General features: G+C 41.9%; 25 protein-coding genes and 4 pseudogenes. 14 read left to right on the top strand and 15 right to left on the bottom strand.

What is annotated here, in order from left to right; all coding sequences use genetic code 11:
* Window positions 1–75: 75 nt before the first annotated feature.
* Complete coding sequence (locus K08M4_RS08900; RefSeq protein ID WP_086049620.1) at window positions 76–495, bottom strand: BLUF domain-containing protein; 420 nt, start codon at window positions 493–495, stop codon at window positions 76–78.
* 213 nt (window positions 496–708) lie between these two features.
* Window positions 709–900 carry a hypothetical protein gene (locus K08M4_RS08895; protein WP_232460205.1) on the bottom strand — a complete coding sequence of 64 codons (192 nt, stop codon included), beginning with the start codon at window positions 898–900 and terminating at the stop codon, window positions 709–711.
* Between the two features lie 544 nt (window positions 901–1,444).
* On the opposite strand from K08M4_RS08895, the gene K08M4_RS08890 reads away from it, so the two are divergent.
* Window positions 1,445–1,696: a TIGR03643 family protein gene (locus tag K08M4_RS08890; protein ID WP_086050416.1), complete on the top strand. Its 252-nt coding sequence runs from the start codon at window positions 1,445–1,447 to the stop codon at window positions 1,694–1,696.
* A gap of 67 nt (window positions 1,697–1,763) precedes the next feature.
* Complete coding sequence (locus K08M4_RS08885) at window positions 1,764–2,159, top strand: DUF3465 domain-containing protein (protein WP_086050415.1); 396 nt, start codon at window positions 1,764–1,766, stop codon at window positions 2,157–2,159.
* Between the two features lie 148 nt (window positions 2,160–2,307).
* Here K08M4_RS08885 and K08M4_RS08880 read toward each other — a convergent pair whose 3' ends face one another.
* Together K08M4_RS08880 and K08M4_RS08875 are read right to left on the bottom strand one after the other, a co-directional pair.
* Complete coding sequence (locus tag K08M4_RS08880; RefSeq protein WP_086049618.1) at window positions 2,308–3,681, bottom strand: cytochrome P450; 1,374 nt, start codon at window positions 3,679–3,681, stop codon at window positions 2,308–2,310.
* A 177-nt stretch (window positions 3,682–3,858) separates the two neighbouring features.
* Entirely contained in the window at window positions 3,859–4,833 is a 975-nt protein-coding gene (locus tag K08M4_RS08875; protein ID WP_086049617.1) for an integron integrase, read from the bottom strand.
* Window positions 4,834–5,131: 298 nt separating this feature from the next.
* Between K08M4_RS08875 and K08M4_RS08870 the strand changes: the two genes are divergently transcribed.
* From K08M4_RS08870 to K08M4_RS08850, 5 genes are all read left to right on the top strand, one after another.
* Window positions 5,132–5,989, top strand: a complete 858-nt coding sequence (locus K08M4_RS08870; RefSeq protein ID WP_065678003.1) for a tyrosine-type recombinase/integrase — start codon at window positions 5,132–5,134, stop codon at window positions 5,987–5,989.
* A complete protein-coding gene (locus K08M4_RS08865) occupies window positions 5,986–7,077 on the top strand; it encodes an IS91 family transposase (RefSeq protein WP_086049616.1) in 1,092 nt (363 codons plus the stop codon). The genes K08M4_RS08870 and K08M4_RS08865 overlap by 4 nt, the downstream gene beginning before the upstream one ends.
* Before the next feature lie 351 nt (window positions 7,078–7,428).
* Window positions 7,429–8,286, top strand: a complete 858-nt coding sequence (locus tag K08M4_RS08860) for a tyrosine-type recombinase/integrase (RefSeq protein ID WP_065678003.1) — start codon at window positions 7,429–7,431, stop codon at window positions 8,284–8,286.
* Window positions 8,283–9,374: an IS91 family transposase gene (locus tag K08M4_RS08855; protein WP_086049377.1), complete on the top strand. Its 1,092-nt coding sequence runs from the start codon at window positions 8,283–8,285 to the stop codon at window positions 9,372–9,374. Before K08M4_RS08860 ends, K08M4_RS08855 begins: the two co-directional genes overlap by 4 nt.
* 817 nt (window positions 9,375–10,191) lie before the next feature.
* The gene (locus tag K08M4_RS08850; RefSeq protein WP_086049615.1) at window positions 10,192–11,646 is read left to right on the top strand and encodes a DUF8370 family protein; all 1,455 of its coding nucleotides are present in this window, start codon (window positions 10,192–10,194) and stop codon (window positions 11,644–11,646) included.
* A gap of 263 nt (window positions 11,647–11,909) precedes the next feature.
* Here K08M4_RS08850 and K08M4_RS08845 read toward each other — a convergent pair.
* From K08M4_RS08845 to K08M4_RS08825, 4 genes and pseudogenes are all read right to left on the bottom strand, one after another.
* Window positions 11,910–12,868, bottom strand: a pseudogene (locus K08M4_RS08845) (IS91 family transposase).
* Window positions 12,865–13,752 (bottom strand): tyrosine-type recombinase/integrase, encoded by an 888-nt coding sequence (locus K08M4_RS08840; protein WP_017080519.1) that lies wholly within the window; start codon window positions 13,750–13,752, stop codon window positions 12,865–12,867. The pseudogene K08M4_RS08845 and the gene K08M4_RS08840 overlap by 4 nt, the downstream one beginning before the upstream one ends.
* A 271-nt stretch (window positions 13,753–14,023) precedes the next feature.
* Complete coding sequence (locus tag K08M4_RS08830; RefSeq protein WP_086049614.1) at window positions 14,024–14,314, bottom strand: type II toxin-antitoxin system RelE family toxin; 291 nt, start codon at window positions 14,312–14,314, stop codon at window positions 14,024–14,026.
* Window positions 14,304–14,552, bottom strand: coding sequence for a type II toxin-antitoxin system Phd/YefM family antitoxin (locus tag K08M4_RS08825; RefSeq protein WP_004730320.1), 249 nt, complete (start codon window positions 14,550–14,552; stop codon window positions 14,304–14,306). Before K08M4_RS08825 ends, K08M4_RS08830 begins: the two co-directional genes overlap by 11 nt.
* A 215-nt stretch (window positions 14,553–14,767) precedes the next feature.
* Here K08M4_RS08825 and K08M4_RS08815 point away from each other — a divergent pair, with 215 nt between their 5' ends.
* Complete coding sequence (locus tag K08M4_RS08815) at window positions 14,768–15,142, top strand: VOC family protein (protein WP_086050413.1); 375 nt, start codon at window positions 14,768–14,770, stop codon at window positions 15,140–15,142.
* Between the two features lie 263 nt (window positions 15,143–15,405).
* Here K08M4_RS08815 and K08M4_RS22300 read toward each other — a convergent pair.
* From K08M4_RS22300 to K08M4_RS08800, 3 genes and pseudogenes are all read right to left on the bottom strand, one after another.
* Window positions 15,406–15,501: pseudogene (locus tag K08M4_RS22300) on the bottom strand (integrase); the annotation flags it as partial.
* A 103-nt stretch (window positions 15,502–15,604) separates the two neighbouring features.
* Window positions 15,605–15,895: a type II toxin-antitoxin system RelE/ParE family toxin gene (locus K08M4_RS08805; protein WP_009847097.1), complete on the bottom strand. Its 291-nt coding sequence runs from the start codon at window positions 15,893–15,895 to the stop codon at window positions 15,605–15,607.
* Window positions 15,888–16,109, bottom strand: coding sequence for a TA system antitoxin ParD family protein (locus K08M4_RS08800; protein ID WP_009847096.1), 222 nt, complete (start codon window positions 16,107–16,109; stop codon window positions 15,888–15,890). Before K08M4_RS08800 ends, K08M4_RS08805 begins: the two co-directional genes overlap by 8 nt.
* Window positions 16,110–16,316: 207 nt before the next feature.
* Here K08M4_RS08800 and K08M4_RS22475 point away from each other — a divergent pair.
* Together K08M4_RS22475 and K08M4_RS08790 are read left to right on the top strand one after the other, a co-directional pair.
* A pseudogene (locus K08M4_RS22475) lies at window positions 16,317–16,597 on the top strand (hypothetical protein).
* 101 nt (window positions 16,598–16,698) lie between these two features.
* The gene (locus K08M4_RS08790) at window positions 16,699–17,025 is read left to right on the top strand and encodes a hypothetical protein (protein WP_086049613.1); all 327 of its coding nucleotides are present in this window, start codon (window positions 16,699–16,701) and stop codon (window positions 17,023–17,025) included.
* A 449-nt stretch (window positions 17,026–17,474) separates the two neighbouring features.
* Here K08M4_RS08790 and rplY read toward each other — a convergent pair whose 3' ends face one another.
* Entirely contained in the window at window positions 17,475–17,753 is a 279-nt protein-coding gene (gene rplY, locus K08M4_RS08785) for a 50S ribosomal protein L25 (RefSeq protein ID WP_009847093.1), read from the bottom strand.
* Window positions 17,754–18,122: 369 nt separating this feature from the next.
* Between rplY and K08M4_RS08780 the strand changes: the two genes are divergently transcribed.
* The 3 genes from K08M4_RS08780 (at window position 18,123) to K08M4_RS08770 (ending at window position 20,767) form a co-directional block, all read left to right on the top strand.
* Entirely contained in the window at window positions 18,123–18,851 is a 729-nt protein-coding gene (locus K08M4_RS08780; protein WP_086049612.1) for a glycosyltransferase family 2 protein, read from the top strand.
* Between the two features lie 14 nt (window positions 18,852–18,865).
* Window positions 18,866–20,185, top strand: a complete 1,320-nt coding sequence (locus K08M4_RS08775) for an LssY C-terminal domain-containing protein (RefSeq protein ID WP_086049611.1) — start codon at window positions 18,866–18,868, stop codon at window positions 20,183–20,185.
* 201 nt (window positions 20,186–20,386) lie between these two features.
* Window positions 20,387–20,767, top strand: a complete 381-nt coding sequence (locus K08M4_RS08770; protein ID WP_086050412.1) for a VOC family protein — start codon at window positions 20,387–20,389, stop codon at window positions 20,765–20,767.
* 106 nt (window positions 20,768–20,873) lie between these two features.
* Here K08M4_RS08770 and K08M4_RS08765 read toward each other — a convergent pair whose 3' ends face one another.
* The 3 genes and pseudogenes from K08M4_RS08765 to K08M4_RS08755 all read right to left on the bottom strand — a co-directional run.
* Window positions 20,874–22,220 (bottom strand): ATP-binding protein, encoded by a 1,347-nt coding sequence (locus K08M4_RS08765; RefSeq protein WP_086049610.1) that lies wholly within the window; start codon window positions 22,218–22,220, stop codon window positions 20,874–20,876.
* 128 nt (window positions 22,221–22,348) lie between these two features.
* Complete coding sequence (locus K08M4_RS08760; RefSeq protein WP_086049609.1) at window positions 22,349–23,008, bottom strand: response regulator transcription factor; 660 nt, start codon at window positions 23,006–23,008, stop codon at window positions 22,349–22,351.
* A gap of 11 nt (window positions 23,009–23,019) precedes the next feature.
* A pseudogene (locus K08M4_RS08755) lies at window positions 23,020–23,379 on the bottom strand (PepSY domain-containing protein); the annotation flags it as partial.
* Window positions 23,380–23,710: 331 nt separating this feature from the next.
* Between K08M4_RS08755 and K08M4_RS08750 the strand changes: the two are divergent.
* Window positions 23,711–26,092, top strand: coding sequence for an EAL domain-containing protein (locus K08M4_RS08750; RefSeq protein WP_086049608.1), 2,382 nt, complete (start codon window positions 23,711–23,713; stop codon window positions 26,090–26,092).
* Window positions 26,093–26,149: the final 57 nt, after the last annotated feature.

Raw genomic sequence — 26,149 nt, 5'->3', positions numbered from 1 at the left:
TCATCTGTTTCAAGATTTCAAGATTTCAAGATTTCAAGATTTCAAGATTTCAAGATTTGCCGTTTTTAAGTCAGGTCACTCAGACGGCAAATTTTTCTTTAACTCTAAAAGCATTTTATAAGCACTTTCGCCAGACATTTCGTATGGGTTAAATTGATCAGATGTAGAAAACTGTAAGTTCAACAGCTCGGTTAAATAGGACAGTGGAATGTCTCCCATCGACCAATCTCCAAACTCTCGACAATCAATTTCCTTAAAATACAGTATGGTCACTCTCTCGTGTCGCTTATCGTTTAGGATGTGATTGTAGGTATGGTTAACCGCATCTCTAGAGCCTTCAATGCACTGAAGAAAGTACTTTTGATTATGGCTGAGAAGCCCTGTGAGATGGCTCTGCCGGTTGTGGTCTCGTGAGATAGTGAGTATTTCTTCCAGCGCTTTGGAATCACAACATTCGGAAAGTGTGCTGACATAAATTAACCGAGTTAGGAACATAGGCATTATTTCGAATTTTTGTTCAAAGGGTATTAATAAATATAAGCCAAGCTCATGGAATTGCGAGTTATTGGCCTAATTGTCACTCGGTGGCTTTTGGAAAAGAAGAGGGTGGGGATTAAGTAGCAAAGGACAGCAAGCAAGATACGCTATAATGACTCGAATATTGGACATTCAATCATTTTAGCGACCTGCTTGTCATCGAGACTCTCTTTAGTCGTTTAGAACCGAAATCGATTCAACGTTGGAAGATGCATCGAATCGAACATTGACCAACACGCTTTCACGCTCAAAAGTCACATCATCAAAATCAGTGGCTGCGATCTTAAATCCATTCCTTGCAAATAAACTGGTCACTGTTGTTCGTTGTTTCTGTTCCATGGCGCTTGTCAGTAGTTTGTTCATCTTGATCTCCATTAAGTAACCGTGTGCATAGTGTAAGCGTACAGGGTCTACGTTATGAGTTCAATTGCTTAATCGATAAGCTGTGTTGATGAGTTCAATTGAATGATTTTGGCATTCCAAAATGTAATGAATAAAAGGGAACGTGGTCATTTCGCCTATGATAATTATGGCGTAATTTGACCACCGTTCAGTATAATATTTGGATAGAAATTTATTTTAAAAATTCAATGTAATAAGTGGTTACAAATCGACCTAGTGTGGTTCGTGGTTTTTCGAAATTACTTTGTATTGGTTCAGATTATTGCGATGTCGCATCTTCGGTATCCTGTTTTAATCTTTAGCCATAAACTGACTTGATGACTTGATGACTTGATGACTTGATGACTTGATGACTTGATGACTTGATGACTTGATGACTTGGTAATTCTGCCGTTGCTTTGTTGCTTTGTTGGATGTTGGGGTTCTTCAATTTAAGCGATAAGTCTTTGATCTAATGAGCAAGAAGGAACGTATTTCTGTTCATTTAATTGAAGATGAGCAGGTAATGATGTTATCTAAAGAGACTGAATCAAGAATTATTGAAATGGCGTGGGAAGACAGAACACCGTTTGAAGCAATAGAACTGCAATTTGGTTTAAATGAATCAGAGGTAATTCGCTTGATGCGCAGTTGTTTGAAGCTTGGCAGTTTCAAGTTGTGGCGTACTCGCGTTTCTGGTCGCTCTACCAAGCACGTAAAACTTCGTAGTTCAGATGTATCTAGAGGTTATTGCCCAACTCAGTATAAGCATCGTTAAATTGATACTTACGTAGATTTGTAGCCTCAATGGATATCCCTGTATGGAAAAGAAAGGAATAAAAGGAATGAAAAAGTTTATTACTCTATTTTTGGTATTGCTCTGCTTTGGTGTCAGCCATGTTCAGGCCAATGATGAGCGACTTAAGCAAGCTTACCAAGATCAACAAAGTGATGTTCAAGTACGTGGGTCGGGTTTAGTTTCACGATTGCTTCCAGACGATAACAAAGGATCTCGACATCAGAAATTTATCTTAAGACTCGACAGCGGACAAACTTTGCTGGTGGCACATAATATTGATTTAGCTCCTCGCATTCAGGGATTGAGAAAGGGCGATAGAGTTGAATTTTATGGAGAGTATGAATGGAACAAGAAAGGTGGCGTAATGCACTGGACTCACAAAGACCCTCGGAATCACCATGCTCATGGCTGGCTGAAGCATAACGGGAATATATACGAGTAGACGATACTTGGCATGCTGCATCTACGTTCGCCTCGGTTTCTGATTATATTGAATTCCTCATTTGGGTCTCACTTGTATTTGCCCTAATAGACGAGAGAGCCGAAATATCGGCTCTCTATTATTGGTTCTCGATACCTTTATTTGTAAGCTAACTTCGCTTGGTTATTTTCACATTAAACCCAACGGGAGACATCGTGAACGCAAACTGTTCAACCACAGTTTCAGGGGCTTGTTGTGGTTCGATGCTGAATTCTTTAAACAATGTATGAAAGGCGAGTTTAATTTCCATCATGGCCAATGAGCGTCCAGGGCATAGCCTTGCTCCTCCACCAAACGGCTGAAGGTTAGAGAACGAAGCGCCATCTTTTTCTATCCAACGATTCGGGTCAAACGTTGTTGGATCTTCAAATAAATCTGGGTCAAAACCATTCGCATGTAGCATCACAAAAACTGGCGTACCTTTTTTTACTTCGATGTCACCAATCTGAGTGTCTCGTGTAGGCTCCAAGTAGAGTTGTGGCGCTACCGGCTTTAATCGCATGGCTTCATACATCACTGCTGTCATATAAGGTGTACGAGGAATAGGCCATTCTAAGACCTTTCTCTTACCAAGGGCGTCAAGTTCATCTTGTAAGGCCAACTCACTACTACGATTACCGCTGACTAAGAACGCCATCCAAGCCAGTGTATTCGCGGTGGTATCTTCACCCGCCAATAGAAGGGTAATAGCATTGGCAACAATATCTTGGTCAGTTAATGATGAATCTTGTTCTTGTTCCAATAGCATGATTTGCAGCATGTTTTCTGGTGAATCTTTAAGGGTTGGTTCGCGAACCAGACGTGCTCGTTGTTTTTCAATACACCCATAAACGAAATGCCCGATCTCTTCCAAACTGGCATCAAACTGCTTGTCTTTTCTTGTTTTGAAAAAACGCCATAATGGAATGGGAGAGCTACAGCGCTGATTTATTACTGGAAACACGTTTTGTAAGCTTTTACTTAGTGGCACCGTCGTTTGTTCTATAGAGTTAAAGTCCTCGCCGAAGGCCAGTAGCGATGTCACATCGACCGTGTATTTTTTAAACTCTGCTACGAGTTCGACCACTTCTCCGGATTCTGCGAGCATTTCAAGGTGCTTTCCAAAACGTTCTGTAATCACGCTTAACTGGGGGTGAAAATATTTCAGGTGACTTGGCTGAAACATAGGCTCTGTTAGTTTCCGTTGATGCTTCCAACGTTCCTCTTCAGCAGAGAATATGCCATTAAGACCGACTTCATCAAAGACACTCTCTATATTCTTTAGGCGACGAAACTCATCAGGTCGAGACTTTAATACGGACTTGATTTGAGCTGCGTCGGATAATACAAGTACATCTTTCATGCCTAGCTTTAACCGAAAATGAGCACCGTACTCTTTAATCCAACACAACATTTGCTGATGAACATTGGACTTTTTTAAATAACTCACATGTCCTAAAACACCAGAAGTGGGTGGCATTGGTAGTTGCTCAATTCGCTTCATTTACATTTCCTTATGGATATCATTGATGGCGCGTAACATCACTGAAGTTACGGCTAGAGCGATAAGTAAAAGTCAGCATCTAATTTAACAAGTTTCATGATTCGGTAAGTAAAGGTATGTAAGTGAGGTATTCTCCGCTAAGTTTACAAAGTCTCGGAACCGGAGATTCCTCGACAATTACTTAACGAATATTTTTGAAAGTGGACTAACAACGCCGTTGGCCCCTCTGTCGATGATATGAGTATATATTTGCGTTGTCTTTAGATCGGCGTGTCCCAGTTGTTCTTGAACTGTTCTAATATCAGCACCGCTTTGGAGAAGATGTGTAGCAAATGAATGCCGCAAAGTGTGGCAGGAGATGTTTTTCTCAATGTCGGCTTTTTGGCTCGCTACTTTAATGTGTTTTTGTAACGCTGTTGGATGAATATGATGCCTACGCAATACACCTGTTCTCAAATCGGGTGCCAGACGAGCAGAAGGGAAAAGAAATTGCCAATTTAAGCTTCTTTCTGCACTCGGGTATTTTTTAGCTAGAGAATCGGGCAGGTATACACCAGAAAAAGCTTCATCATGTATATCTTGCTGATAGTATTCTGCGGATTTCTGTTGTTGTAACTTGATTGCGGGAAAAAGCTCGGGGGCTATTGTCACTATACGGTTTTTTCCTCCTTTTCCTTGCCACACTCGCACCGATTTATAGTCATAGTCGATGTCTTGCATTCGTAAGCGCAGACACTCCATCAAGCGTAGGCCTGACCCATACATTAATTGGTAAGGTAATTTGAAGCTAGGAGAGCAGTGATTAAAGAACCTGCCAATTTCTTCTGGAGTCATAACCGTTGGCAACTTTCGAGATTTGTCTGAACGGCGAAACTGCATATCAAGTTCTATGGGTTCTTGAATGATCTCTTTGTATAAAAAGACCAGCGCATTGAGGGCGAGGCTTTGTGTTTTCTGTGCTAATTTCTTATCAATAACTAAGTGCGTGAGGAAGTCTTCTACATGCCTCGAAGTCAAACTTTTGGGATGCTTTTTATCATGATAAAGAATGTACTGGTGAATCCAATAAATGTACGCCTTTGTAGTACGAAGAGCATAGTGCCTCGCCAACATATACTCTTGTATATACGCTAGAAATGGTGATTTTTGCATTTTAGTTTTAACTGGTTATACATACATGAGTTACAGTTTGGCACATCAATGCATACTATATAGAAAAAGTCTGTATTTTGGGATGCAAGCAGATACTCGTAGTGCTTAAGTTACTGTTAGTTTTCATAAAAACGGGGTATGGTTAACTTCATCAAGATACTAGACAGAATAATTCTATATTTAAATGCAGAATTATTCTGTCTAAGAACTGTTGAACTAAGCCGCTTCGCGGAGGACTTTCCTCTCACTTATCCGATAGACCAAACTTATGATGTATCCATAGATTAAGGAATACATCATGAGCCCATTAAGACAACAACTTATCGATGAAATGGCGGTTCGCCGTTTTTCTCCGAAAACCCATGCTAGCTATTTACGTTGGGTTAAAGATCTATCTACTACTTACGATCTATCTCCCGATTTACTTACCGATCAACAGATTAGTGCGTATTTGCGCACGCTCATTAAAGAGCGGAACTTAAGTAGCAGTACTTGTGCTCAAGCGTTGAATGCCATCTTGTTCTTTTATCGTGCCGTTTTGAATAGGGAATTTGAAGAGCGACTGGTTCCCCCGATTAAACGTGCCAGTAAAATACCGGAGCTGCTTAATCGCGAGGAAGTAAGAAGTATCATTAGTCATTGTCGAAGTCTTAAATATCAGACCGCACTTGAAATGTGTTACGGGTGTGGCCTACGTGTCAGTGAGGTCGTCGGCTTGTACGTGAAAGACATCGATGGTACGGCGAAACGACTGCACATTCATTGTGGTAAAGGTAAAAAAGATCGCTTTGTTCCACTGGGTGATAGCCAACTGAATCATCTTCGAAATTACTGGCGTCATTATCACCCAACCGTAGTGCTGTTTCCCAGCCTAGAGCCCGAAAAGCCATTGGGTATTAGCTCTTTGCAGAAGTGCTTCAAAGCAGCAAAAGTTGAGGCAAACGTCAGAAAATTAGGAGGAATACACGCCTTGAGGCACGCTTATGCGACTCATCAGCTCGAATCGGGCATGCCTTTGAATGTTCTGCAGCGTTACCTCGGACATTCGAATATCAAAACGACATTGAGGTACACCCATTGGATAGGTCATCACAACGAAAGCTCGGACGGAAGTAAGTTCGACTTAGTTGCTCAACTATGGGAGGAGAGCGAATGAACGCATTATCTCCTTACCAAGCCGTATTAACACAAGGCTTAGAAGAGCTTGATAAAAGCAAAGTCACACCGAGACAGTGGCAAGTGCTTAACCATTTAAGAGACTGCCGAACGGAGCGTATGGGCAGTTACGACTGGCGTTGTCAGCAATGTGGCCATGAAACTCGTTGGTACTGTTCTTGTCGAGATCGTCATTGCCCCAATTGCCAAGAGCAGATGAGACAGCAATGGCTAACAAAGCGAAGCCAAGATATTTTACCTGTGGCCTACCATCATATGGTTTTTACCTTACCTCACGAGTTCAATGCTCTGGTTAAAGCGCATCCTAAGGTGGTTTATCAATGCTTGTTTCATTCAGTGTGGGCAACATTATGCGCGTTTGCTAATGAGCGGCATCACCTTGTCGGTCAACTTGGAGCATTAATGGTTCTTCATACTTGGGGAAGAAATCTGAGTCAACATACTCATATTCATTGCCTACTACCGAGTGGGGTGCTTACAAAAGATCGGCAATGGCAACCGACAAGAAAAGAGAGTTACCTGCTCCCGGTTAAAGCCTTATCCGTTCGCTTTAAGAAAGAGATGTTATGTCGAGTAAGCGAGTTAATAGCAACGCACAGTAATTTATTAGAGGAAGCCGCTAGTAAGAGATGGGTTGTGTACAGTAAACCTGTACTCCACGAGCCTACAGCGGTAGTGAGTTATCTATCTCGGTATTGCAATCGTATCGGGTTAAATCCCAACCAATTAAGTTATAACGTGGATGGCCGTATCACGATGAGTTACAAAGACTACCGAACCAATGGGACGCAAAGAATGTGTTGTAATGCGGGCGAGTTACTTCGACGCTTACTTTTACATGTGTTGCCTAAAGGGCTAATGCGAATACGCTACTATGGCTTTCTAGCTAATGCTGTGCGGGTAAAAGCGATAGCGGAAATTAGGCAAAGCTTACGAAAGCGACCCGCAGAGAAATCGGAAGTGCTGAAAGAGAAACCTTGTTGTCCGAACTGCCATAGCAACAGCATGGTACTCGTGTGCATCAATATTAGACCTAGGATAGTCGTTTCAGAGCACCGACTGACCTAGTTGTCTGATTGTAATGAATAAAATTATCGTTGTGTTATGGCGAGAGAGGGGCATTGTTCGCTTTTAAAAAGATTATGCAACGGGTATAGTCGCAATAGATAAATTGGTGGCTAGAAGTGGAAAATGGACGGCTGACGGGGTACCGGTCTTAATGATAATAGTGGAACGTAAGTCAGTCCTAAAAAGCAAATTCCATAGATAGAAGCGGCCAAGTCCAACAGGTATTTATCCATTGTGCTACGACAACGGATAAATACTTAAGTGTTGAACTAAGCCGCTTCGCGGAGGACTTTCCTCTCACTTATCCGATAGACCAAACTTATGATGTATCCATAGATTAAGGAATACATCATGAGCCCATTAAGACAACAACTTATCGATGAAATGGCGGTTCGCCGTTTTTCTCCGAAAACCCATGCTAGCTATTTACGTTGGGTTAAAGATCTATCTACTACTTACGATTTATCTCCCGATTTACTTACCGATCAACAGATTAGTGCGTATTTGCGCACGCTCATTAAAGAGCGGAACTTAAGTAGCAGTACTTGTGCTCAAGCGTTGAATGCCATCTTGTTCTTTTATCGTGCCGTTTTGAATAGGGAATTTGAAGAGCGACTGGTTCCCCCGATTAAACGTGCCAGTAAAATACCGGAGCTGCTTAATCGCGAGGAAGTAAGAAGTATCATTAGTCATTGTCGAAGTCTTAAATATCAGACCGCACTTGAAATGTGTTACGGGTGTGGCCTACGTGTCAGTGAGGTCGTCGGCTTGTACGTGAAAGACATCGATGGTACGGCGAAACGACTGCACATTCATTGTGGTAAAGGTAAAAAAGATCGCTTTGTTCCACTGGGTGATAGCCAACTGAATCATCTTCGAAATTACTGGCGTCATTATCACCCAACCGTAGTGCTGTTTCCCAGCCTAGAGCCCGAAAAGCCATTGGGTATTAGCTCTTTGCAGAAGTGCTTCAAAGCAGCAAAAGTTGAGGCAAACGTCAGAAAATTAGGAGGAATACACGCCTTGAGGCACGCTTATGCGACTCATCAGCTCGAATCGGGCATGCCTTTGAATGTTCTGCAGCGTTACCTCGGACATTCGAATATCAAAACGACATTGAGGTACACCCATTGGATAGGTCATCACAACGAAAGCTCGGACGGAAGTAAGTTCGACTTAGTTGCTCAACTATGGGAGGAGAGCGAATGAACGCATTATCTCCTTACCAAGCCGTATTAACACAAGGCTTAGAAGAGCTTGATAAAAGCAAAGTCACACCGAGACAGTGGCAAGTGCTTAACCATTTAAGAGACTGCCGAACGGAGCGTATGGGCAGTTACGACTGGCGTTGTCAGCAATGTGGCCATGAAACTCGTTGGTACTGTTCTTGTCGAGATCGTCATTGCCCCAATTGCCAAGAGCAGATGAGACAGCAATGGCTAACAAAGCGAAGCCAAGATATTTTACCTGTGGCCTACCATCATATGGTTTTTACCTTACCTCACGAGTTCAATGCTCTGGTTAAAGCGCATCCTAAGGTGGTTTATCAATGCTTGTTTCATTCAGTGTGGGCAACATTATGCGCGTTTGCTAATGAGCGGCATCACCTTGTCGGTCAACTTGGAGCATTAATGGTTCTTCATACTTGGGGAAGAAATCTGAGTCAACATACTCATATTCATTGCCTACTACCGAGTGGGGTGCTTACAAAAGATCGGCAATGGCAACCGACAAGAAAAGAGAGTTACCTGCTCCCGGTTAAAGCCTTATCCGTTCGCTTTAAGAAAGAGATGTTATGTCGAGTAAGCGAGTTAATAGCAACGCACAGTAATTTATTAGAGGAAGCCGCTAGTAAGAGATGGGTTGTGTACAGTAAACCTGTACTCCACGAGCCTACAGCGGTAGTGGGTTATCTATCTCGGTATTGCAATCGTATCGGGTTAAATCCCAACCAATTAAGTTATAACGTGGATGGCCGTATCACGATGAGTTACAAAGACTACCGAACCAATGGGACGCAAAGAATGTGTTGTAATGCGGGTGAGTTACTTCGACGCTTACTTTTACATGTGTTGCCTAAAGGGCTAATGCGAATACGCTACTATGGCTTTCTAGCTAATGCTGTGCGGGTAAAAGCGATAGCGGAAATTAGGCAAAGCTTACGAAAGCGACCCGCAGAGAAATCGGAAGTGCTGAAAGAGAAAGCTTGTTGTCCGAACTGCCATAGCAACAGCATGGTACTCGTGTGCATCAATATTAGACCTAGGATAGTTGTTTCAGAGCACCGACTGACCTAGTTGTCTGATTATAATGAATAAAATTATCGTTGTGTTATGGCGAGAGAGGGGCATTGTTCGCTTTTAAAAATATTATGCAACGGGTATAGTCGCTGTAGATAAATTGGCGGCTAGAAGTGGAAAATGGACGGCTGATGGGGTACCAGTCTTAATGATAAGAGCGGAACGTAAGTCAGTCCTAAAAAGCAAACTCCATAGATAGAAGCGGCCAAGTCCAACAGGTATTTATCCATTGTGCTACGACAACGGATAAATACTTAAGTGTTAGTTTGCAAAAGCTACTCAAGAAAATTTAGGTGGGTTTAAATCTACGTTCTAGCTACACACCTGCACGTTCAAACCTCTCACGTTCTTTCCGGTGGCACTATATGTTCAGCAGGCGTTTTGTGGTCATCGTTTACCAATTCTAACTTTGAACCTATTTCGGGCACGCGGTTTCTTTTTCGCTGAAATTACCTGAGTGAATTTGGTTTTTTGCGCACTTTGTTGTCGGCTCTTTCGTTCGAATTCTTTGTTTATTTTATCGCGTCGAATTCCGCAATTTAAGCGTCTATTTCTTCTTAGCCAAGTTGCTTTGTTTGAAGGTGTTTAGTTTTGAACCATCCATTTTACTTCTGCGTTTAAAGCCAGAAGTTCAAGCGTGAAATCAGCACCTTGGTGTAATTATTGGCTCTGTCGTGTGGGCAAACTAACAAATTGCTCAAGCGGACGCTGATTGCTTGGCATTTTTGGTTTAGAGTACGTTTAGTTTGGTAACGTGAGTCGAAAGCGCCGCTTACCAAGGCGTTAAGCCTCAATCGATACTTTAGGAGTTGTAATGAAAATATATTTCTCGGATTTCTTTGATGTTAGTGAAAATTCGATTGAAGACTATGGCGCATTCAATCCATCTTTGATCAACGATATGCCTTTGTTTGTTGACCCATTTCTGCTGTTTAATAGTGATAAGCAGGAATATCAAAACTTACATAGCAATATGATTCAGTATCTATCTTTTCTTAGAGAAGTATCTAAAGATGAAGGAATCAATAAGGGGTTGATAAGAAGCTGGTTTATGTTTCCAGAGGTGAAACAAAATTGGTTTGGTTATAGTACGGTAGGAAATGGAGGCAGTGGATTAGGAGCTAAGTTTGCTAAAGCTCTCAACGAAAACTTGCATACCGTTTTTACTAACTTTGGCGCTGAAGAAATTACAACGAGTAGTCATCTAGAAAAACTATGTCTTATAAAGGATGGTGTTGGTAGGGATAACATAAGTGACTTTTCTACCAACTTAATTAAATCATTTCTTCTAGAGTACACTCAAAATTTTGCACATAAACACATTGATAAAAAATTCAGGCAAGTTCACGTTGTCGAAAAAGTCTACTTCAACTACCAAACGAGAACTTGGGTTAACAAACAGTTTGATCTCCCCACTATTGATGGTGACTTTGTACTTTTGACACCAAAAGACATCCTTACTAAAGATGAAACGTGGATAAATAAAACAGACATGATTGCCAACTTTAGTGGTATTGCTAACGCAATACCAAATGATCAACTAAGGGCGCAACTAAATGATTATTTGGCTCGTAGTTTGCCGAATGAACCCAAGAAAAGAGACTATGACAAAGCAATAGTATCTACGATTCTAAAATACCCAGAATATATTGATTACTTTATCAAGTTTAAAGAGGACTCTGGTGATGAAGCAAAAGACATCAGCAAACTGAAAGTTAAAGAAACAGAAGTGATGTTCATTGAGAGAGTCAAGTCTCTTGCAGAAAAGCTCAAGGCCACAGAGTTTTATGAAAACAAATTTGATACTTTTGATGAGACGCTTCAACGAATAAACTTTATGAAGCAAGTCATTGAAAACAATGACGGCTATAAGATCTTCTATATCAAAGGGCAACCCGTCAAACGAGAATCAGACTTACAACTCCTGTTCCGCTTAACTTGGTTTGCATCAATGTCTGATGTTAATGCTGAAGTAAATAATGGCCGAGGACCTGTTGATTATAAAATTTCGAGGGGTAATAAGGACAAAACTCTCGTTGAATTCAAACTGGCTAGTAATAGTAAGTTAAAGCAGAATCTTAGAAATCAAGTTCAAGTATATGAGGCTGCAAATCAGACCAAGAAGTCCATTAAAGTTATTCTCTATTTTAATGACACAGAGTTAACTAAGTTGCTCAAAGTTTTTAAAGAGTTGGGGTTAACTCAAGGTGATACACTTGTCACTATTGATGCCCGCCCAAATAAAGAATCAGCGTCCAACGTAAAATAGAGGCTTAACGAATAAGGATTAAGGTGTTGCGCAGCCAACACTAAATCCCGAGTGTTGAACAAGCCCGAAGCCACTTTGTTAAGTAAATTGTACGATTGAACTTGAAGGGCACATCGCTTTGAGGCTTTTCTCAAGGCGAGCGAGGCCAAGATAAGGTTGCGATAGCAATCTTATCAATCAGTTAGCTGTTTTCTATTTCTTTCGTCGTCACATCTCCTCTGTTTTGGTCAATGCCATTCTCCTTGTTATCAAATGCCTTTCGGCTACATGGGTCGGCTTACTCCAACACACGCCATCTCATGCTCACAGCAAGGGCATATTCTTATCGCTTTGCTCCTTATCGGGGCGGTGAGTGGCGGCATCCTATAGACCAAGTTCAATAACAGCAGTTGAATGCGGGCTCTTAAGGCGTGTGCCTGACCACGTAAAAATCCGTAATCCCGAACTCGTTGTAACCCTTTGGGGAGCACGTGCTGCAAAATGAGCAATAAGAACTTAAGGATGGGCAAGGTGCGCGTTCGCCATGCTTTGGTTTGGCTCTCTTTATAGCGGAAGGTGACGGTATCATCGGTGATATGGATGATGTCTTCATCAGGCAACACGCCGCGATAGAGGTAGCGCGACAAATAGCTCAGTGCTGACTGACCGTAACCAACCTGCCTACAATCGACCACCCATTGTTTGGGAATGCCACTCGGCAGCCACAACGTAGGATGTTGATTAATCGCCTCTAGCATTCTTGCTCGCCAGACTTTGGCCAAAGCAAACGCGTTAAAAAGGTAATGCTTGTTGCCTTTGTGCCACGTTTGTCTTGATGGGTCGTATTGGCCTGCCGTCACAATAATATGCAGGTGTGGATGCAAGTTTCGTTGTCGGCTGTGGGTATGCAGCACGGCGGTAAACCCAAGTTCACCTTGCATCTGTCTTTTCGCAAAGTCCTTTAAAACCCCCGATGCCACCTTAAACATACCGTTATATGTCGCTCTAGGTTGATGTCTTGCTAAGACTCTTAGTTGATACGGCAATGGCGATGACCACAAGAAAGAGGCAATCGGTCATCGTGATGGCAGTGACTGCAGAACCATTGTGAGCGTCCTTGTTGCTCTGTTTTGCAACGGAGCATCGCCCCAATAGCTCGATGCATATCGCCATTTATCTGCGCATGATAGTGATGCTTAAGCGCACGATGATGCTGGCGAAGCAGTTCAATGAAAGTACTCATTTTATGCTCCATGTTAAGTCTAGATCATCCGTTAATTGGTTGATGGCCATTGCCGCATCACGCTGCTTTATCTGAGTCATTCGGGTGTATCGTGCCGTGGTGTTGAGGCTTGCATGACCGAGCAGTGATTGCAGTGAACGCAGGTCGACTCCTTGCTCAAGTAAGTGCGTTGCGAAGCAATGTCTGAGTGAATGAGGACTCGCATGCTTTTTGATACCACACTCTTTAAGTACAAGTTTCATCGTCTTTTGAATTCCGCCACGATCCATGGGGGTGTCGTGACATGTACCAAGTCCAGGAAATAAGTAGCAAGGATGCTTATGGGTAAGCCAGTGCGTGCGGAGTGCCTTAAGCGTTCGCTGCGGAAGCGGCACCATTCGGTCTTTTCCGCCTTTTCCTTCCCGTATGTGAACGCGCATTGTTTGGCTGTCGATATCATGAACCGTAAGATTTAATCCCTCACTGAGTCGTAACCCCATGCTGTACAGAGTAAGAAAAAACACCTGATAACGTGCTTGTCGAGTGTGAGTAATCAGAGAGCTGACTTGCTGTGGTGTCAGTATGTCGGGCAGTCGTTTTACTTGTGGCGGCTTGACGATATTGAGCCACTCCCACTGTTTATCGAGCGTGTAGCGATAGAAAAACTGCAAGCCATTACGATCGAGTTTAATGGTGCTCCACGAATGGGTTTGAATAAGAGACGCGAAGAACTGTTTGAGGTCGGCAGTGGTTAATGTGTCAGGAACGCGATCGAAATGAGCGGTGATCCGACGAACCGCACGAGAATAGGCATCGATCGTCGCAGGTCGTTTACCTTGCAGCTTTAGGTTGGTAAGGTGTTGTTCATAAAGGGTGTTGTAGCGTTTTAAGTCATCGGGTTTCATGGGGTTACTCCTGTGAACGACCATCAGGGTGATGGTGTTACAAGAGTATGGCTTGCACTCGTTTTAATCTGCCGCGCAGCGGCTTCGTTCAACAATCTGTTTAAGAGGGATTCGCAACGCGTGGCATTTTTACTATGCGTTGGTTTATGTGTTTAAGGTATTATGCGGAGGCTAACGTATTGCTTTGCTCACACCTTAGCAAGGCGTTAAGTACCACATAAGTGTGGCAGATCCTCGGTAGGGGGAATCCATGTCATTCGTTATACCGCAATCAATCATCTAACCTTTTCATAGCTTTACGGTAAGCATCGCTACGTTCGCGTTTTCCGACAGCTAAGACGGTTACAATGATGACATCGTCTTCAACGTTGTAGACGAGACGGTAGCCCGATTGGCGAAGCTTAATCTTATACATGTTGTCAGCTCCAGAGAGTTTTGAAGCCGGAACATGCGGGTTATCTAAGCGCTCGATTAGCTTTTTCTTAAATTGTTGTTGAAGCGTTGAGCCAAGCTTTTTCCACTCTTTGAGTGCGCTCTTTTTAAAGTCGAGTTTATAGGTCATCAATATTTACCGAAATGCTCTCTTCAGATTCACGCTCTTTCGCAATAGTTAGTAGTTCAAGATCTTCGAGTCTGTCCATCATCATTTCGTACGCTTCGGCTGGTACGCAATAAAATGCTGGCTCATTTCGGTTCAGTACAGCAACAGGTTCACCGTAAGCACTAGTTGCAACTTTCATAGGGTTAGCTTTTAATTCAGTAATGCTTGCAGCAACATCGGCTAAAATTCTAGTGGTCATGTAATAGGTCTCTTAAGTGGTCTTTGTTTTGGTCATTTTAGCCTCAACCAAGCGGTATAACAAGTTGCTTAAGAGTGATTCGCAACGCGTGGCATTTTTACTATGCGTTGGTTTATGTGTTTAAGGTATTATGCGGAGGCTAACGTATTGCTTTGCTCACACCTTAGCAAGGCGTTGATATGCTTGAAAGGATTAAAATTAATAAGGAGATTGACGTGATCATTAATCATATTTCTATTGGTACAAAAGACGTAGTAGCGGCAGTAGCATTTTATGATGCGGTATTTGAGACTCTCTCAATAAAACGCTCCCATTATATTGATGGAATTGCAGCAGCTTATGGTAATAGTTTTGAATTTTGGATTGGTTGTCCTTGTGAAAATAGTCCGACTAATGGTAATGGCTCTCATGTCGCCTTTAATGCCCCAAATACTGAAGCCGTCGATAATTTCTATAAGGTAGCAATTGAAAATGGAGCTACTTGTTCAGGTAAGCCTAATCTAAGACCTGAATATGGTGAAGGTTATTATGCAGCTTATGTTCTGGATTTAGATGGTAACAAAATAGAAGCTGTTTTTAATCAATTTTAGAACGCATATAACGAATAAGGATTAAGGTGTTGCGCAGCCAACACTAAATCCCAAGTGTTGAACAAGCCCGAAGCCACATTATTAAGTAAATTGTGTAATTTAGTTTGAAGGGCACATCGCTTTTAGGTTTTTCCTCAAGGCGAGCGAGGCCAAGATAAGGTTGCGATAGCAATCTTATTAACCAGTTAGCTATTTTTCGTTTCTTTCGTCGTTACACCTCCTCTATTTTGGTTGATGCCATTCTCCTTATTATCAAATGCCTTTCGACGAACCACACGAGAATAGGCATCAATAGTTGCAGGTGGTTTACCTTGCAGTTTAAGGTTAGTAAGGTGTTGTTCATAAGGAGAGTTATAGCGTTACAAGAGTATGGATGGTAGCTGTTTTACTCTGCCGCGTAGCGGCTTCGTTCAACAAACGAGTATGGCTCAGACGGGCAAGGATATTTTCGATCACATTGAATCAATATATTTTCTTCATATCTCGATAAAAATTTTCGTGCGAGCCGAGAGCTATTAGTTCGAGAGTTACAGTACCATCTTCATAGCTATAACCGAGCAATGTTAATTGCTTAACCATCTTAAATTTATGCACTCTCAAGAAAAACAGGTCACCTTTCTTCTGCTCACCAAGATGCGGATCTTCCATAAGGGCTCGAATAGCATTATCTAGATCCGTTTTTTGGTTCTTGTGTAATTTCTTGACCGCCTTCTTAAAAGTAGGTGTCTGAAGAATGTTGGTAATCTTAGTCAAAAGAGTAAGCCTCTAATTTACCTGCTTCCTTCTCAGCTTTTGCTATGACTGCTTGCTTTACGAACTCATAAGGTAGATCAGGGTTGTCTTCCATCATTTTCCCGATTTTAGCCCAGTGCTCAATTTGTTTTGGTGTAGTGCGGTTTAGTGCTTTAGCCATTATCGCTGCCTTATCAAAAAGATCTTGGTCAATACGTACACTTGCAGTAGCCATAATATGTCTCCTAATTTAGTTTGTATTTATATTGTAGTAAATCGCCACAGGTGTTGCAAATTGCGCCATGGCAAGCATTTAAGCAGACTGTTACGCTTGTAATTTTCTACTTGGATTAGTTTCAGTGATTTCGGTCGTAGGTTTGAGTGTATAGGTAGTGTTGTCAGCGACTCAATTAGGCATTATGCGCTTCAGGCAAATTATCTTATGGAGGCGATAGTGAAAGATCCTGATATCGAGTTTTCAAAATGGAAGCTAGAGAGGAAAAAAGGAAGTCTTAGATTTACTATCCGTACATCATTTCCCGCACTCTTAGGAGTGATGGTCGGTCGAAGTATTGAACCGTTTTTATGTCAGAAAGTGTTTGGGGCTGGGCGCAAACTACCGATGTATTGATGAGTGGTTTTTGGGGTTCGATAGGTGCTAACCCGTTAAGTTATGCAATATGGTGTTGGCGTGAGAAGAAGTATAAGCATCATGTCGCTTAGCTAAGTGTCCAGTCTGACTGGAGCAGATCAAATCGTGTCGTTCACATCTTTTAAACGCCGTAATGTTCTACCCTAAGAAGTAACACTTTGTGGAGGTCTGTATGAATGTCAAAGAGTCTGATTGGAAAATCTTTTGCGAGATAAAGAGTGAAGCTGCGCAACTGTTTTGTACTCGTCAGCTAGATGAAGCCATCAAAGCGATTACTGATGAATCAGAATCTGTAGGGGAAAGGTTTCACTTTATGTGCGAGTACTCCAAAGAATCTCAAAAGCAAATGAAGCTTATTTTTGATGGCCATTCTCGAAGCCGAGCATTTATCCAACTCATGCAAATGTGCGAGGAAGGTTTGGTTGTACCAAAACAATTCGAACGCCTTTCAGAGGAACTCAAAAAAGACATTACGAACGCTCTAGAAAGAAGAGCCTAAGGAAAGTTGGGTATTCAGGCCGCTTGACCCTGTAAATGCACGATAACCTTCCAAGGTAAACTGCTACAACCATCCTAATATTACTCCTCTTTATTCGCTAATTCGGAATCGAATCCATGATTTTTGGCCAGGGAGGCTGAGTGTTATGTTTTGAAAAGTGAGTGTGCGGAGCCTAGCGAAAAAGCGGTCTAGTCTTTGTGTTAGAAAAACTACTGTATAAGTCCACCCTTAATCCACCTAAGCAAGACTGGGATAAAGTGGGGAAGAGGAAAGTTGATTATTTTCAGTGTATTGCGCGAGATTTGAGGCGTTTTTGAGGGCTCAAAAACGGTGAAACCCCGATGTTGGTAGCATCGGGGTTTCGAATTTCTAGATTCTCGACTGGTAAGATCGATTGTCTTTTCTATGCAGAAGGCTGGATTAATCCAATCTTATTCCTTGGTAGGGAATTAGATACGGATGAAGTCCATGTGCTCAACTTTAGGCTTGAACGCGTGACGTTGAACGTCTTGCGGCTTAACCTTAACTTCTGCGCCGTCAATCACTAGAGTGATTGTTTCGTAGAATTCAGGCTTATCCATTTGGTTGATCACGTCAGCGTGAACAAGTTCGATAGCTACAGCTGCTGCTTCGCCACCGTAGATTACAGCTGGGAATTTACCAGCGTGACGTAGGCGGCGGCTCGCACCTTTACCTAGTTCAGTACGTACTACTGCTTCAAATTTCATAGTTTTACTCTCAAATTAGTAAAAATTAACTTCACACCTCAATGCGACCTTGAGTATGTGGTAAAGCTTAGGCATAAACGAGTTCATGCTTAAGCGAGCGCGGATACTAACATCACATTCAAATCTGAGCAAGTCAGAAGCCCATCTCAAAGTGAATTTCCTTCGATATATGATTCGTTTGGAGATAAAACGTTCACTAACTCTTATTCCCCCCATTTTATCGCCTTTTACATTGCCAATAATATCTATTTATAGCGCTGCTAAATCATCAAGTTAATGAATGGAAAATGAATGATTACCTAAGACTTGGTTAAGGCTTGGTTGGTTAATCTTAGTGTTAATTAAACAGCAGAATGAATAGGTAAAAATATGGAACCGGTAAGCATTGTCGTAATTACGCTAAACGAAGAGAAACGCATCAGTCGCTTAATGGAAGAGTTGAGTGTGCAAACCCACCAAGAGTTTGAGGTGATTGTTGTCGACTCGAACAGTGAAGACAACACAAGAGGGGTGGCACAAGCTTATGAAAGCGCGTTGCCAAAGTTAACGGTTCATCATATGGAAAATCGTGGTGTGAGCCTTGGCAGAAACACCGGTGCATCATTGGCGCAATACAACCGAATCCTTTTCTTGGATGCCGATGTGAGCTTACCTCGAAACTTCCTTGCGAAAGCGCTTTATGAACTAGAGGAGAACAAGCTTGAAGTCGCGGGTGTGTATATGAGTTCGAAAGGCTTGCCGCTTGTACACAAGTTTGGTTATGGGCTCTTCAATGCTGGTTTGTTTACTACGCAGTTCTTCTTCCCGACAGCGATTGGCGCCTGTATTTTCTCGACTAAACGAGCGCATGATGAAATCGGCGGTTTCGATGAAGAGATCGTCCTGTGTGAAGACTGTGACTACGTAAAACGTGCGAGTAAAACATGGCGATTTAGATTCCTAAATATGACTTTTGGTTTTGACCCGCGCCGCTTAGATCAAGATGGCGTTGTGAAGACCGGTTCAACTTACCTTAAGGCCAATGTGAGACGCTTCTTTAAAGGCGAAATGCGTAACAACGAGATGAACTACAAGTTTGGTCATTATAAAGAACAGTAAGCATTGAGGTTGTTATGTTTGATGGACTAGGGCTATTTCTGGGGGCATTGGGTGATGCTCTCATTGGCCCAAACCTATTTGTACCGGGAGAGCCCTTCTTTATCGCAGCGGGCTTTCAACTGTATTCAGGTGCATGGATGGCTTTGGTTCTGGTGATGCTTGGTGGTTTGCTTGGTGACCAACTCAGCTATTTCATTGGCTATAAATACGGTGCTAAAGCGCAACGCAAGCTCATTCGGTGTCGCCCTAAAACCAAAAGATTAATTGCGCGCTGTCGTTACCTAATTGCTCGCAAAGGTACATACATCATTCTTTTTGCTCGCTTACTAGGGCCTATCGCTTGGGTTGTGCCATTTATAGCTGGCTCACATCGTGTACCGTGGCGCAATTTCAGTGTGTTGGCGTTTATCGGCTTGGCTCTCGGTGGTGGACAGTTCATCGCTTGGGGCATGTTACTGGCGCACGGCGTTGAAAACTTTCCGTGGCTTAATAGCCTTAAGATATTTATCTCTGAGCATAATAGTTTGATCGTCGGGGTATTCGCGGTATTGGTTTTCACCATTATTGGTTATCGAATGAAGTGGCGACGCTTGGTGCTTAAATCCAGTGCGCTGTTGTTGGCGTGGGTATTATTTGCTAACTACGCACACTTTTTCTGGAAAGCGGATGATTTTCAGAATCAACAAGCGACGGCGCAAATAAACAAAGTAGACTGGAACTCGGTGACCTATAAAGCGTTCCCCGGCAAATCTTCGTTCTACTCGGCACAAGCGATCAACGTAATATATGTTGGATCAACCCCAAGAGACTTAATGAAGCAATTAGGCTGGATAGAAAATCAAACATTCTCTCGAAATGAGATTGAATGGGAAGGTTATCTCGCATTGCTAAGAGACAAAACACCACCAGTGTCCGATTTGTATTGGCGAGACAAGCCACAAGATATGGCGTTTCAGTTACCTGGTAATTTGATGAAGCGCAGTCATATTCGCTGGTGGCGTGCAGGTGTTGACACCAAAACCAATCAGCCTCAGTGGCTGGGGGCAATTAGTTATGATGATGGCCTTAAAGTCACCCCTTACTCCGGCATTGTGACCATACTGCATAACATTGACCCTAATGTTGATGAAGAGCGAGATAGGCTCGCTCATCAGATACGAATGTCATTACCTGATATTGAGCTAGACAAGTACCCATTAGCAAAGGTGGAAGTGATCGATGAAGATCATGACTACTATACCGACGGGAATATCTTGATGATTGGAGTCGCGACTCATAATGATAATTTGCAAACTCTAGATGTCGCTGTGAACGAGGTACAGAGCGAGATATAAGAGATATAAGAGATATATAATAGATAGTTAAGAGCGACTAACTTGTGCCTTGTTTGAACTCCCTTCAAACAAGGCTTTGTAATTTCTAGTGGACGATACCTATACGAACCAACTCTCTCATACCACTCCTTGACTACAAATTATTGAACTTTGACTATGCTCATTAAGGGCGGGCAAGTGGTGAAAGCTAAGGACAACGTTATGCAAATGAATCCGATTGGTTGGTTTGAAATTTATGTCGATGACATGGCAAGAGCAAAAACTTTCTATGAGTCAGTATTTAAAGTGACATTGGACAAGTTGGTCAATGAAACCGAAATTGATGTTGAGATGTGGGTATTTCCTTGCGAGATGGAGAGCTATGGCGCTACTGGTGCCTTGTGTAAGATGTCCGGAGTGAAAGCAGGAGGCAACAGCACCATGGTTTACTTTTCTTGTGAAGACTGTGCCACAGAAGCAAGTTTGGCTGCGGCCAATGGTGGCGTGCTACAAGTACCCAAAATGGACATTGGTGAGCATGGCTTTATCAGTGTAGTGAGCGATACGGAAGGCAACATGATTGGGCTTCACTCGATGAGCTAATCATATTGAGGTAAGAAGCGCTTTGTTAAACCAGAATAAAGTTAAGCCCTAGCGTTGTGCTAGGGCTTATCGTGTTTACTTAGTTTACTTAGCGCGTTTAGCTTACTTAACCTTTGCTTAGTTTAAGCACCAGAGAGGCTTTCAATCCGCCCATTGAGCTCTTGCTGAGCGTTAGGCTGCCTCGGTAGCTGTGCGCCATTTCATTCACGATGTTAAGCCCCAATCCTGTTCCCGGTGTGGTTTCATCAAGTCGAACGCCACGTTTCGTCACTTGCTCAAGCTTCTCTTCCGGAATGCCTTGACCATCATCTTCAATCACCAATTCTATGTTGCCATCGTCGAGTTCATTCGAATGGACTCGGATAATGCTGTTCGCCCATTTGTAACTGTTCTCGAGTAGGTTGCCGACCATTTCATCAAGGTCGGTTTTCTCTACCGCCACTTCAATCTCAGAATCTAGCTCGTTAATCATGGTGACTTCGTTGGCAGCATACACTTTATCAAACGCCATTGAGATCGCTTCAACACGCTCACAAGGTGAAGATTTCACCGATAGAATGTTCATTGCACCAGCCATGCGCGCACGGCCAAGATGATAATCTATTTGGTTCTGAATCTGATGAATGGGTTGCTGTAACAATGTTTTGTCATCGTCTGGAAGTCGCTCTATCTCATTTTTCAAAACCGACAGCGGTGTTTTCAAAGCGTGAGATAGGTTTCCAGCGTGGTTACGAGCTCGTTCCAGTAACTCTTGATAGTGGAAGAGTAGGGCGTTGAGGTCAGAAACTAATGGAGAAACCTCTTTCGGGTAGTTATCGCTTAACCCTTGTTGCTCACCGCTTCTTAGCATCACCAGTTCACGTTGCATCTTACTGAGTGGCAATAGTGACCAGCTGACTTGAATGCCAATCAACATAAGCACGCCAACAAACAACAGCATCAGAATCAACCAGACTTGACCTGTAAGCTCGGTCAGTGTGGATTCCAGAGGGTCTTCATCGATACCTATGGTGATCGTGACAGGGTCGTTCAATTCAGGCAGATAGATATACTGCTCGATGTAAATCAACTTTTCTTTCTCAGGCCCTTTGATTGAAGTATGAATCGGAGAGCGTTTGATGGTGAGGTCTTTGTCCCATAGAGAGCGAGATCTAATTATTTGATCTTGGGTAGATGCGCGCCAATAAATACCACTGTAAGGTTGGTTAAACCTAGGATCAGACAGACGCTCTGCCATGATTAAGTTACCGCTGTCGTTGGTTTCGATATTGGCGGTTAACTCGTCCATGGTTAAGCTAAGTTGTTGTTTCATATCATCGACAAGGTAGTCATTGACCAGTTTAGGGATACCGACGCCGGCCGCTAATATCATCGCACCTAGCCAAAAAGCCGCAGCAAGGAGCAAGCGGCTTTTTAGACTGATGTTTTTAAGCGTTCTTTTTTTTAGATTCATGCATTTACTGCCTGTCTTTGCCCACCGTTATCTGATTGTATTTCGATGATCAGAACAGGCTGTCCATTTTATTGGCTATTACACTTAGTTTCGTTGACGATTGCTTGTAGTGTAATTAGATAGGGGGGCTATTCAGCATTCAGTTGGTAGCCAAGCCCACGAACGGTTTTGATGATCTTTGGTGCGATTTTTTTGCGAATACGACCAATGAACACCTCAACGGTGTTTGAATCGCGGTCGAAGTCTTGTTTATAGATGTGCTCAACCAACTCAGTACGCGAGATAACCTTGTTTTGGTTATGCATGAAGTACGCGACCACTTTATATTCAAGAGCAGTGAGGCTAATAGCTTGACCTTGCCACAAAACTTTCGAACTGCGTGTATCTAGGCTTAAATCACCAATTTGAAGAACAGGGGCAGCACTGCCTGACGCTCGGCGTAGTTGAGCACGAATACGGGCAATCAGCTCGACCATCTCAAATGGCTTAGTTAGATAGTCATCAGCACCTGCGTTTAAGCCCTCAACACGTTGGGTTAGTGTGTCACGAGCACTTAAGATAATCACAGGTGTGTTGATGTTTTCGTCTCGAATGCCTTTTAATACGGTTAGGCCGTCAAGCTTAGGTAAACCTAAATCGAGGACAATCACGTCCCACTCTTCTGACGTTGCGCGGTAGAGTGCGTCGATACCATCTTGAGAAAGCTCTGGAACCCAGTCTGCTCCCTCAAGTGTTTCAATAATTTGTTGGCCCAAACGAGGTTCGTCTTCAACGACTAAAATTTTCATAATTGTTCTTCTTAATTCTTGGAATGACCATTCATTGTGCTTAATGGCTCGTTGTGCTTAATGGCATCTTTAAAGTTGCGGCCTTTAATCATGAGCATCTCCAACGTCTCGGCGTTGTATTCGACTTTGATGATATTGTTTTGGAAGTTTATTTTTAGCTCATAAACCCAAATATCATCGTCTTCTTCTAGTTCTACTTTAATGATTCGACCATGAAGATCATTTTCAACTGCAGCATACATTTCTGAGAAAGGGCGAATGTAGCCTTCTCGCACAGCTTCATAGACTTCGTCTTGATCTTCTTCAAATTCGATACGGGTTCCCGCTTTATGGACATCTTGAATAAGATCATGACCGTTATGGTGGTCATCTTGAGCGAAGCTTAGTGTCGAGCCTATAGCTACAGCGATACCGATGAGTATAGCGCTTGGTTTTTGCATGCAGTGGCCTTAGTAAAAGAAGCAAGTATCGGCAGTTTAATACAATGAAAATGAATGGAGTATGAATGTGAACATACGTGGTGTTTTATTGTTTAAGTAGTGAGGTGCAAGGTATTAGATAGTTATTCGTTAAAACCAGTAGTAAGACATTGACGTTATTACATTCCCTTACAAATTACAAATAATTAACATGGTAAACTAGCAAGGATATGGACTTCAGGGGCCTTTGCCACGCGATATTTGATTTAATAAGGATTTTATAGTGCCATTTACAGTGCTATGCATGCTATGTTTTTCCGTGTTTATAACATTCACTAGTCACGCCGATGAATTAGATTTTAAACGCATCAGTGATTTCGAATATGGCATGGTAGTGAGTGATTCTTCGGTTGATGCCATCCTATATAAGGAAGAAGGATGGAGCCCAATTGTTACTTGTAACCCTGAAATTAATCAGTCGTGTTGGCTTAAACTTACACTACCGTCAGACAACCAATTCTATGAACACCTAGTTTGGAAATCTCTTTCATCCCGGTCTGGCGAGCTGTTTTTTGTTGATAAAGACGGTAAAGTTGTTGGTGAGTTTTTGTTTGAGTACTATCGCTCGTTACAATTGAAAAAAAATTTTCAATACCGTTATGTGTTGGTGAAGTTTCCAAGAGGTAAGACTGTCAATGCCAGCGTGTTATTTTCGAAAGAACACCAACTAAAGCAATCACTTGTCATTAAATATGGCGTAATTCTATCTCTATTTATATTGGCGAGCGCAATATCCTTAGTCTATGTTTATTATGTTTGGCCGATAAAACGTTCTAAAACACTATTTATGACTTGTTATATAGTGTTTTTTTCTATGTTCTATATTTACAAGTTTGGATTTTTATGGGATGGCTATGATGATAAGGGGACTTATGTCATAAGTTTTTTTAGAAGCGATTATTGGTTCGTTTCTTATTCACTATCCTTGGTTTGCGTTTATTTAATGCTTGTCTTTGCAAGTAGCGTTCGAGTAAATACTAAGCATTTAATTATTTGTTCTTCATTTATATTATTACAATCTTTTTCAATTTATATAAACTTTGATGTAATTATTGAATTTTTAATTAGTACTATTCTTGCTGCTGTTGTTATTGCGTTTTGTTTGATATCAAAAGGAGTTAATAATAAAGCTCAAATAATAATTAGTTATCTTTCCTGTTTTATTATGTCTGTGATTGTTCTTGAATCATCAATGACTATTTCCTTCATTCCTGAATACTATTATCTAATACAAGCATTATTCTACTTAGCTCATGCTTCTTTTGTGCTCGCGTGTGTTTATGATCTTGGGGAGTTAAGAGTCATAAATCTAGGCGACTATAAGAAGTTATTATCTAATTCTGACAGAGATTTTATGACAGGTCTGCTTAATCGAAAGTCGATAGAGTATAAAAAAGTCATTGAATGTTCTCGTTGTTATTATTATATCGATGCAAATCAATTGAAGTTTCTCAATGATAGTCAAGGTCACCATGTGGGTGACCGAATGATAATAAACTTGGCTATGCGTTTCAAAAAAATTGCAGCACAAGGCATAGGGCAGGCGTATAGAGTGGGTGGCGATGAATTTGTATTAATTTGCCAAACGTCAGTTTCTGAAGAGTTACTACAATATTTGTTGGAACAAAAGCTCACACAAGAAACAGAAAACGCTCTAAGCTTTAGTTTTGGCCGTTACCGCAGTGGTCCTAATGAATCTGTCGAAGATTGTATTTACAAGGCTGAATACTGTTGCCGTAAAGCAAAGTCCCACAATGAACCTTACCAAGATTGGCAACAACAAGACGGGGTTATGCTCTATAGTTTACCGAATCTTAGAGTAGAAGCGGTTGAACTGCTTAACTCGGATAAGTTGCTTTGCTTTGCTCAAAAAATTCATTCTCTAAAGGGTGTAGCTTCAAGTTATGAACTGCTGTGTCGTTTAAAGATGGAGGACGAAGAGGGGCGTGAAAAAATCGTTTCTGCTGGTGAATTGCTCGATGTTGTCGCTTCTCATGGGCTTGAGAGGGAGCTAGACTCTCGAATGCTGACCAGCGCAATAGATTTACTTGAGTGCTACTCTTCCGTTCATATTTCTCTAAATTTTTCGGTTAAAACGATTTTCGATACGAGTATTATCGATCGTTTATGTAATCTCCCCCCTTATATCCGTTCCCGTTTATGTGTTGAAGTGACTGAACTGGTTTTTTATCGTGCAGATGAAAAGTTTCGAAAAATAATAGAGCGGCTACAAAACCATGAGATAACTGTCGCATTAGATGATTTTGGTTCAGGTTATTCGTCTTACTCAATATTATCCGGCGATTGTTTTGATACGATAAAATTAGATGGTTCGCTCGTAGAAAATATTAACAGTTCGGAATTTAAGAAAAAAATGGTGAGCTCATTAGTTGAGTTGGCCGGAATGAGTCAAACCAAAGTGGTTGCGGAACGTGTTGAAACAATTGAAGAATTAAGAACTTTAGAAGCGTTAGGCATTGACTTCATTCAAGGTTTTTATATTCATAAGCCAACTTTAGCCATTGAGGTTTTTGATAACATGGAAAAAGAGGCGCGAGAGTCAGTGAAAGCTGAGCGTAATCTAGTTTGTGGTTTAGTAAGTTAATTCATGTGTGATTATGAGAATGGGAGTAAAAGGAGTATCGATACTCCTTCTATTGCT

It is taken from the genome of Vibrio syngnathi, assembly GCF_002119525.1.
Classification (GTDB): Bacteria; Pseudomonadota; Gammaproteobacteria; order Enterobacterales; family Vibrionaceae; genus Vibrio; species Vibrio syngnathi.
The sequence above is the reverse complement of the archived record's forward strand: the minus strand, read 5'-3'. Positions and strand labels throughout refer to the sequence as shown.

Excerpts from the sequence above, each read along its gene's own strand:
- K08M4_RS08885 (WP_086050415.1), top strand. The coding sequence starts at position 1,764 with ATGAAAAAGTTTATTACTCTATTTTTGGTATTGCTCTGCTTTGGTGTC.
- K08M4_RS08775 (WP_086049611.1), top strand. The coding sequence starts at position 18,866 with ATGTTTGATGGACTAGGGCTATTTCTGGGGGCATTGGGTGATGCTCTC.
- K08M4_RS08870 (WP_065678003.1), top strand. The coding sequence starts at position 5,132 with ATGAGCCCATTAAGACAACAACTTATCGATGAAATGGCGGTTCGCCGT.
- K08M4_RS08780 (WP_086049612.1), top strand. The coding sequence starts at position 18,123 with ATGGAACCGGTAAGCATTGTCGTAATTACGCTAAACGAAGAGAAACGC.
- K08M4_RS08765 (WP_086049610.1), bottom strand. The coding sequence starts at position 22,220 with ATGAATCTAAAAAAAAGAACGCTTAAAAACATCAGTCTAAAAAGCCGC.
- K08M4_RS08890 (WP_086050416.1), top strand. The coding sequence starts at position 1,445 with ATGATGTTATCTAAAGAGACTGAATCAAGAATTATTGAAATGGCGTGG.
- K08M4_RS08900 (WP_086049620.1), bottom strand. The coding sequence starts at position 495 with ATGTTCCTAACTCGGTTAATTTATGTCAGCACACTTTCCGAATGTTGT.
- K08M4_RS08860 (WP_065678003.1), top strand. The coding sequence starts at position 7,429 with ATGAGCCCATTAAGACAACAACTTATCGATGAAATGGCGGTTCGCCGT.
- K08M4_RS08760 (WP_086049609.1), bottom strand. The coding sequence starts at position 23,008 with ATGAAAATTTTAGTCGTTGAAGACGAACCTCGTTTGGGCCAACAAATT.
- rplY (WP_009847093.1), bottom strand. The coding sequence starts at position 17,753 with ATGAAATTTGAAGCAGTAGTACGTACTGAACTAGGTAAAGGTGCGAGC.
- K08M4_RS08895 (WP_232460205.1), bottom strand. The coding sequence starts at position 900 with ATGAACAAACTACTGACAAGCGCCATGGAACAGAAACAACGAACAACA.
- K08M4_RS08880 (WP_086049618.1), bottom strand. The coding sequence starts at position 3,681 with ATGAAGCGAATTGAGCAACTACCAATGCCACCCACTTCTGGTGTTTTA.
- K08M4_RS08770 (WP_086050412.1), top strand. The coding sequence starts at position 20,387 with ATGCAAATGAATCCGATTGGTTGGTTTGAAATTTATGTCGATGACATG.
- K08M4_RS08850 (WP_086049615.1), top strand. The coding sequence starts at position 10,192 with ATGAAAATATATTTCTCGGATTTCTTTGATGTTAGTGAAAATTCGATT.
- K08M4_RS08800 (WP_009847096.1), bottom strand. The coding sequence starts at position 16,109 with ATGGCTACTGCAAGTGTACGTATTGACCAAGATCTTTTTGATAAGGCA.
- K08M4_RS08865 (WP_086049616.1), top strand. The coding sequence starts at position 5,986 with ATGAACGCATTATCTCCTTACCAAGCCGTATTAACACAAGGCTTAGAA.
- K08M4_RS08825 (WP_004730320.1), bottom strand. The coding sequence starts at position 14,552 with ATGACCACTAGAATTTTAGCCGATGTTGCTGCAAGCATTACTGAATTA.
- K08M4_RS08855 (WP_086049377.1), top strand. The coding sequence starts at position 8,283 with ATGAACGCATTATCTCCTTACCAAGCCGTATTAACACAAGGCTTAGAA.
- K08M4_RS08875 (WP_086049617.1), bottom strand. The coding sequence starts at position 4,833 with ATGCAAAAATCACCATTTCTAGCGTATATACAAGAGTATATGTTGGCG.
- K08M4_RS08840 (WP_017080519.1), bottom strand. The coding sequence starts at position 13,752 with ATGAAACCCGATGACTTAAAACGCTACAACACCCTTTATGAACAACAC.
- K08M4_RS08790 (WP_086049613.1), top strand. The coding sequence starts at position 16,699 with ATGAATGTCAAAGAGTCTGATTGGAAAATCTTTTGCGAGATAAAGAGT.
- K08M4_RS08830 (WP_086049614.1), bottom strand. The coding sequence starts at position 14,314 with ATGACCTATAAACTCGACTTTAAAAAGAGCGCACTCAAAGAGTGGAAA.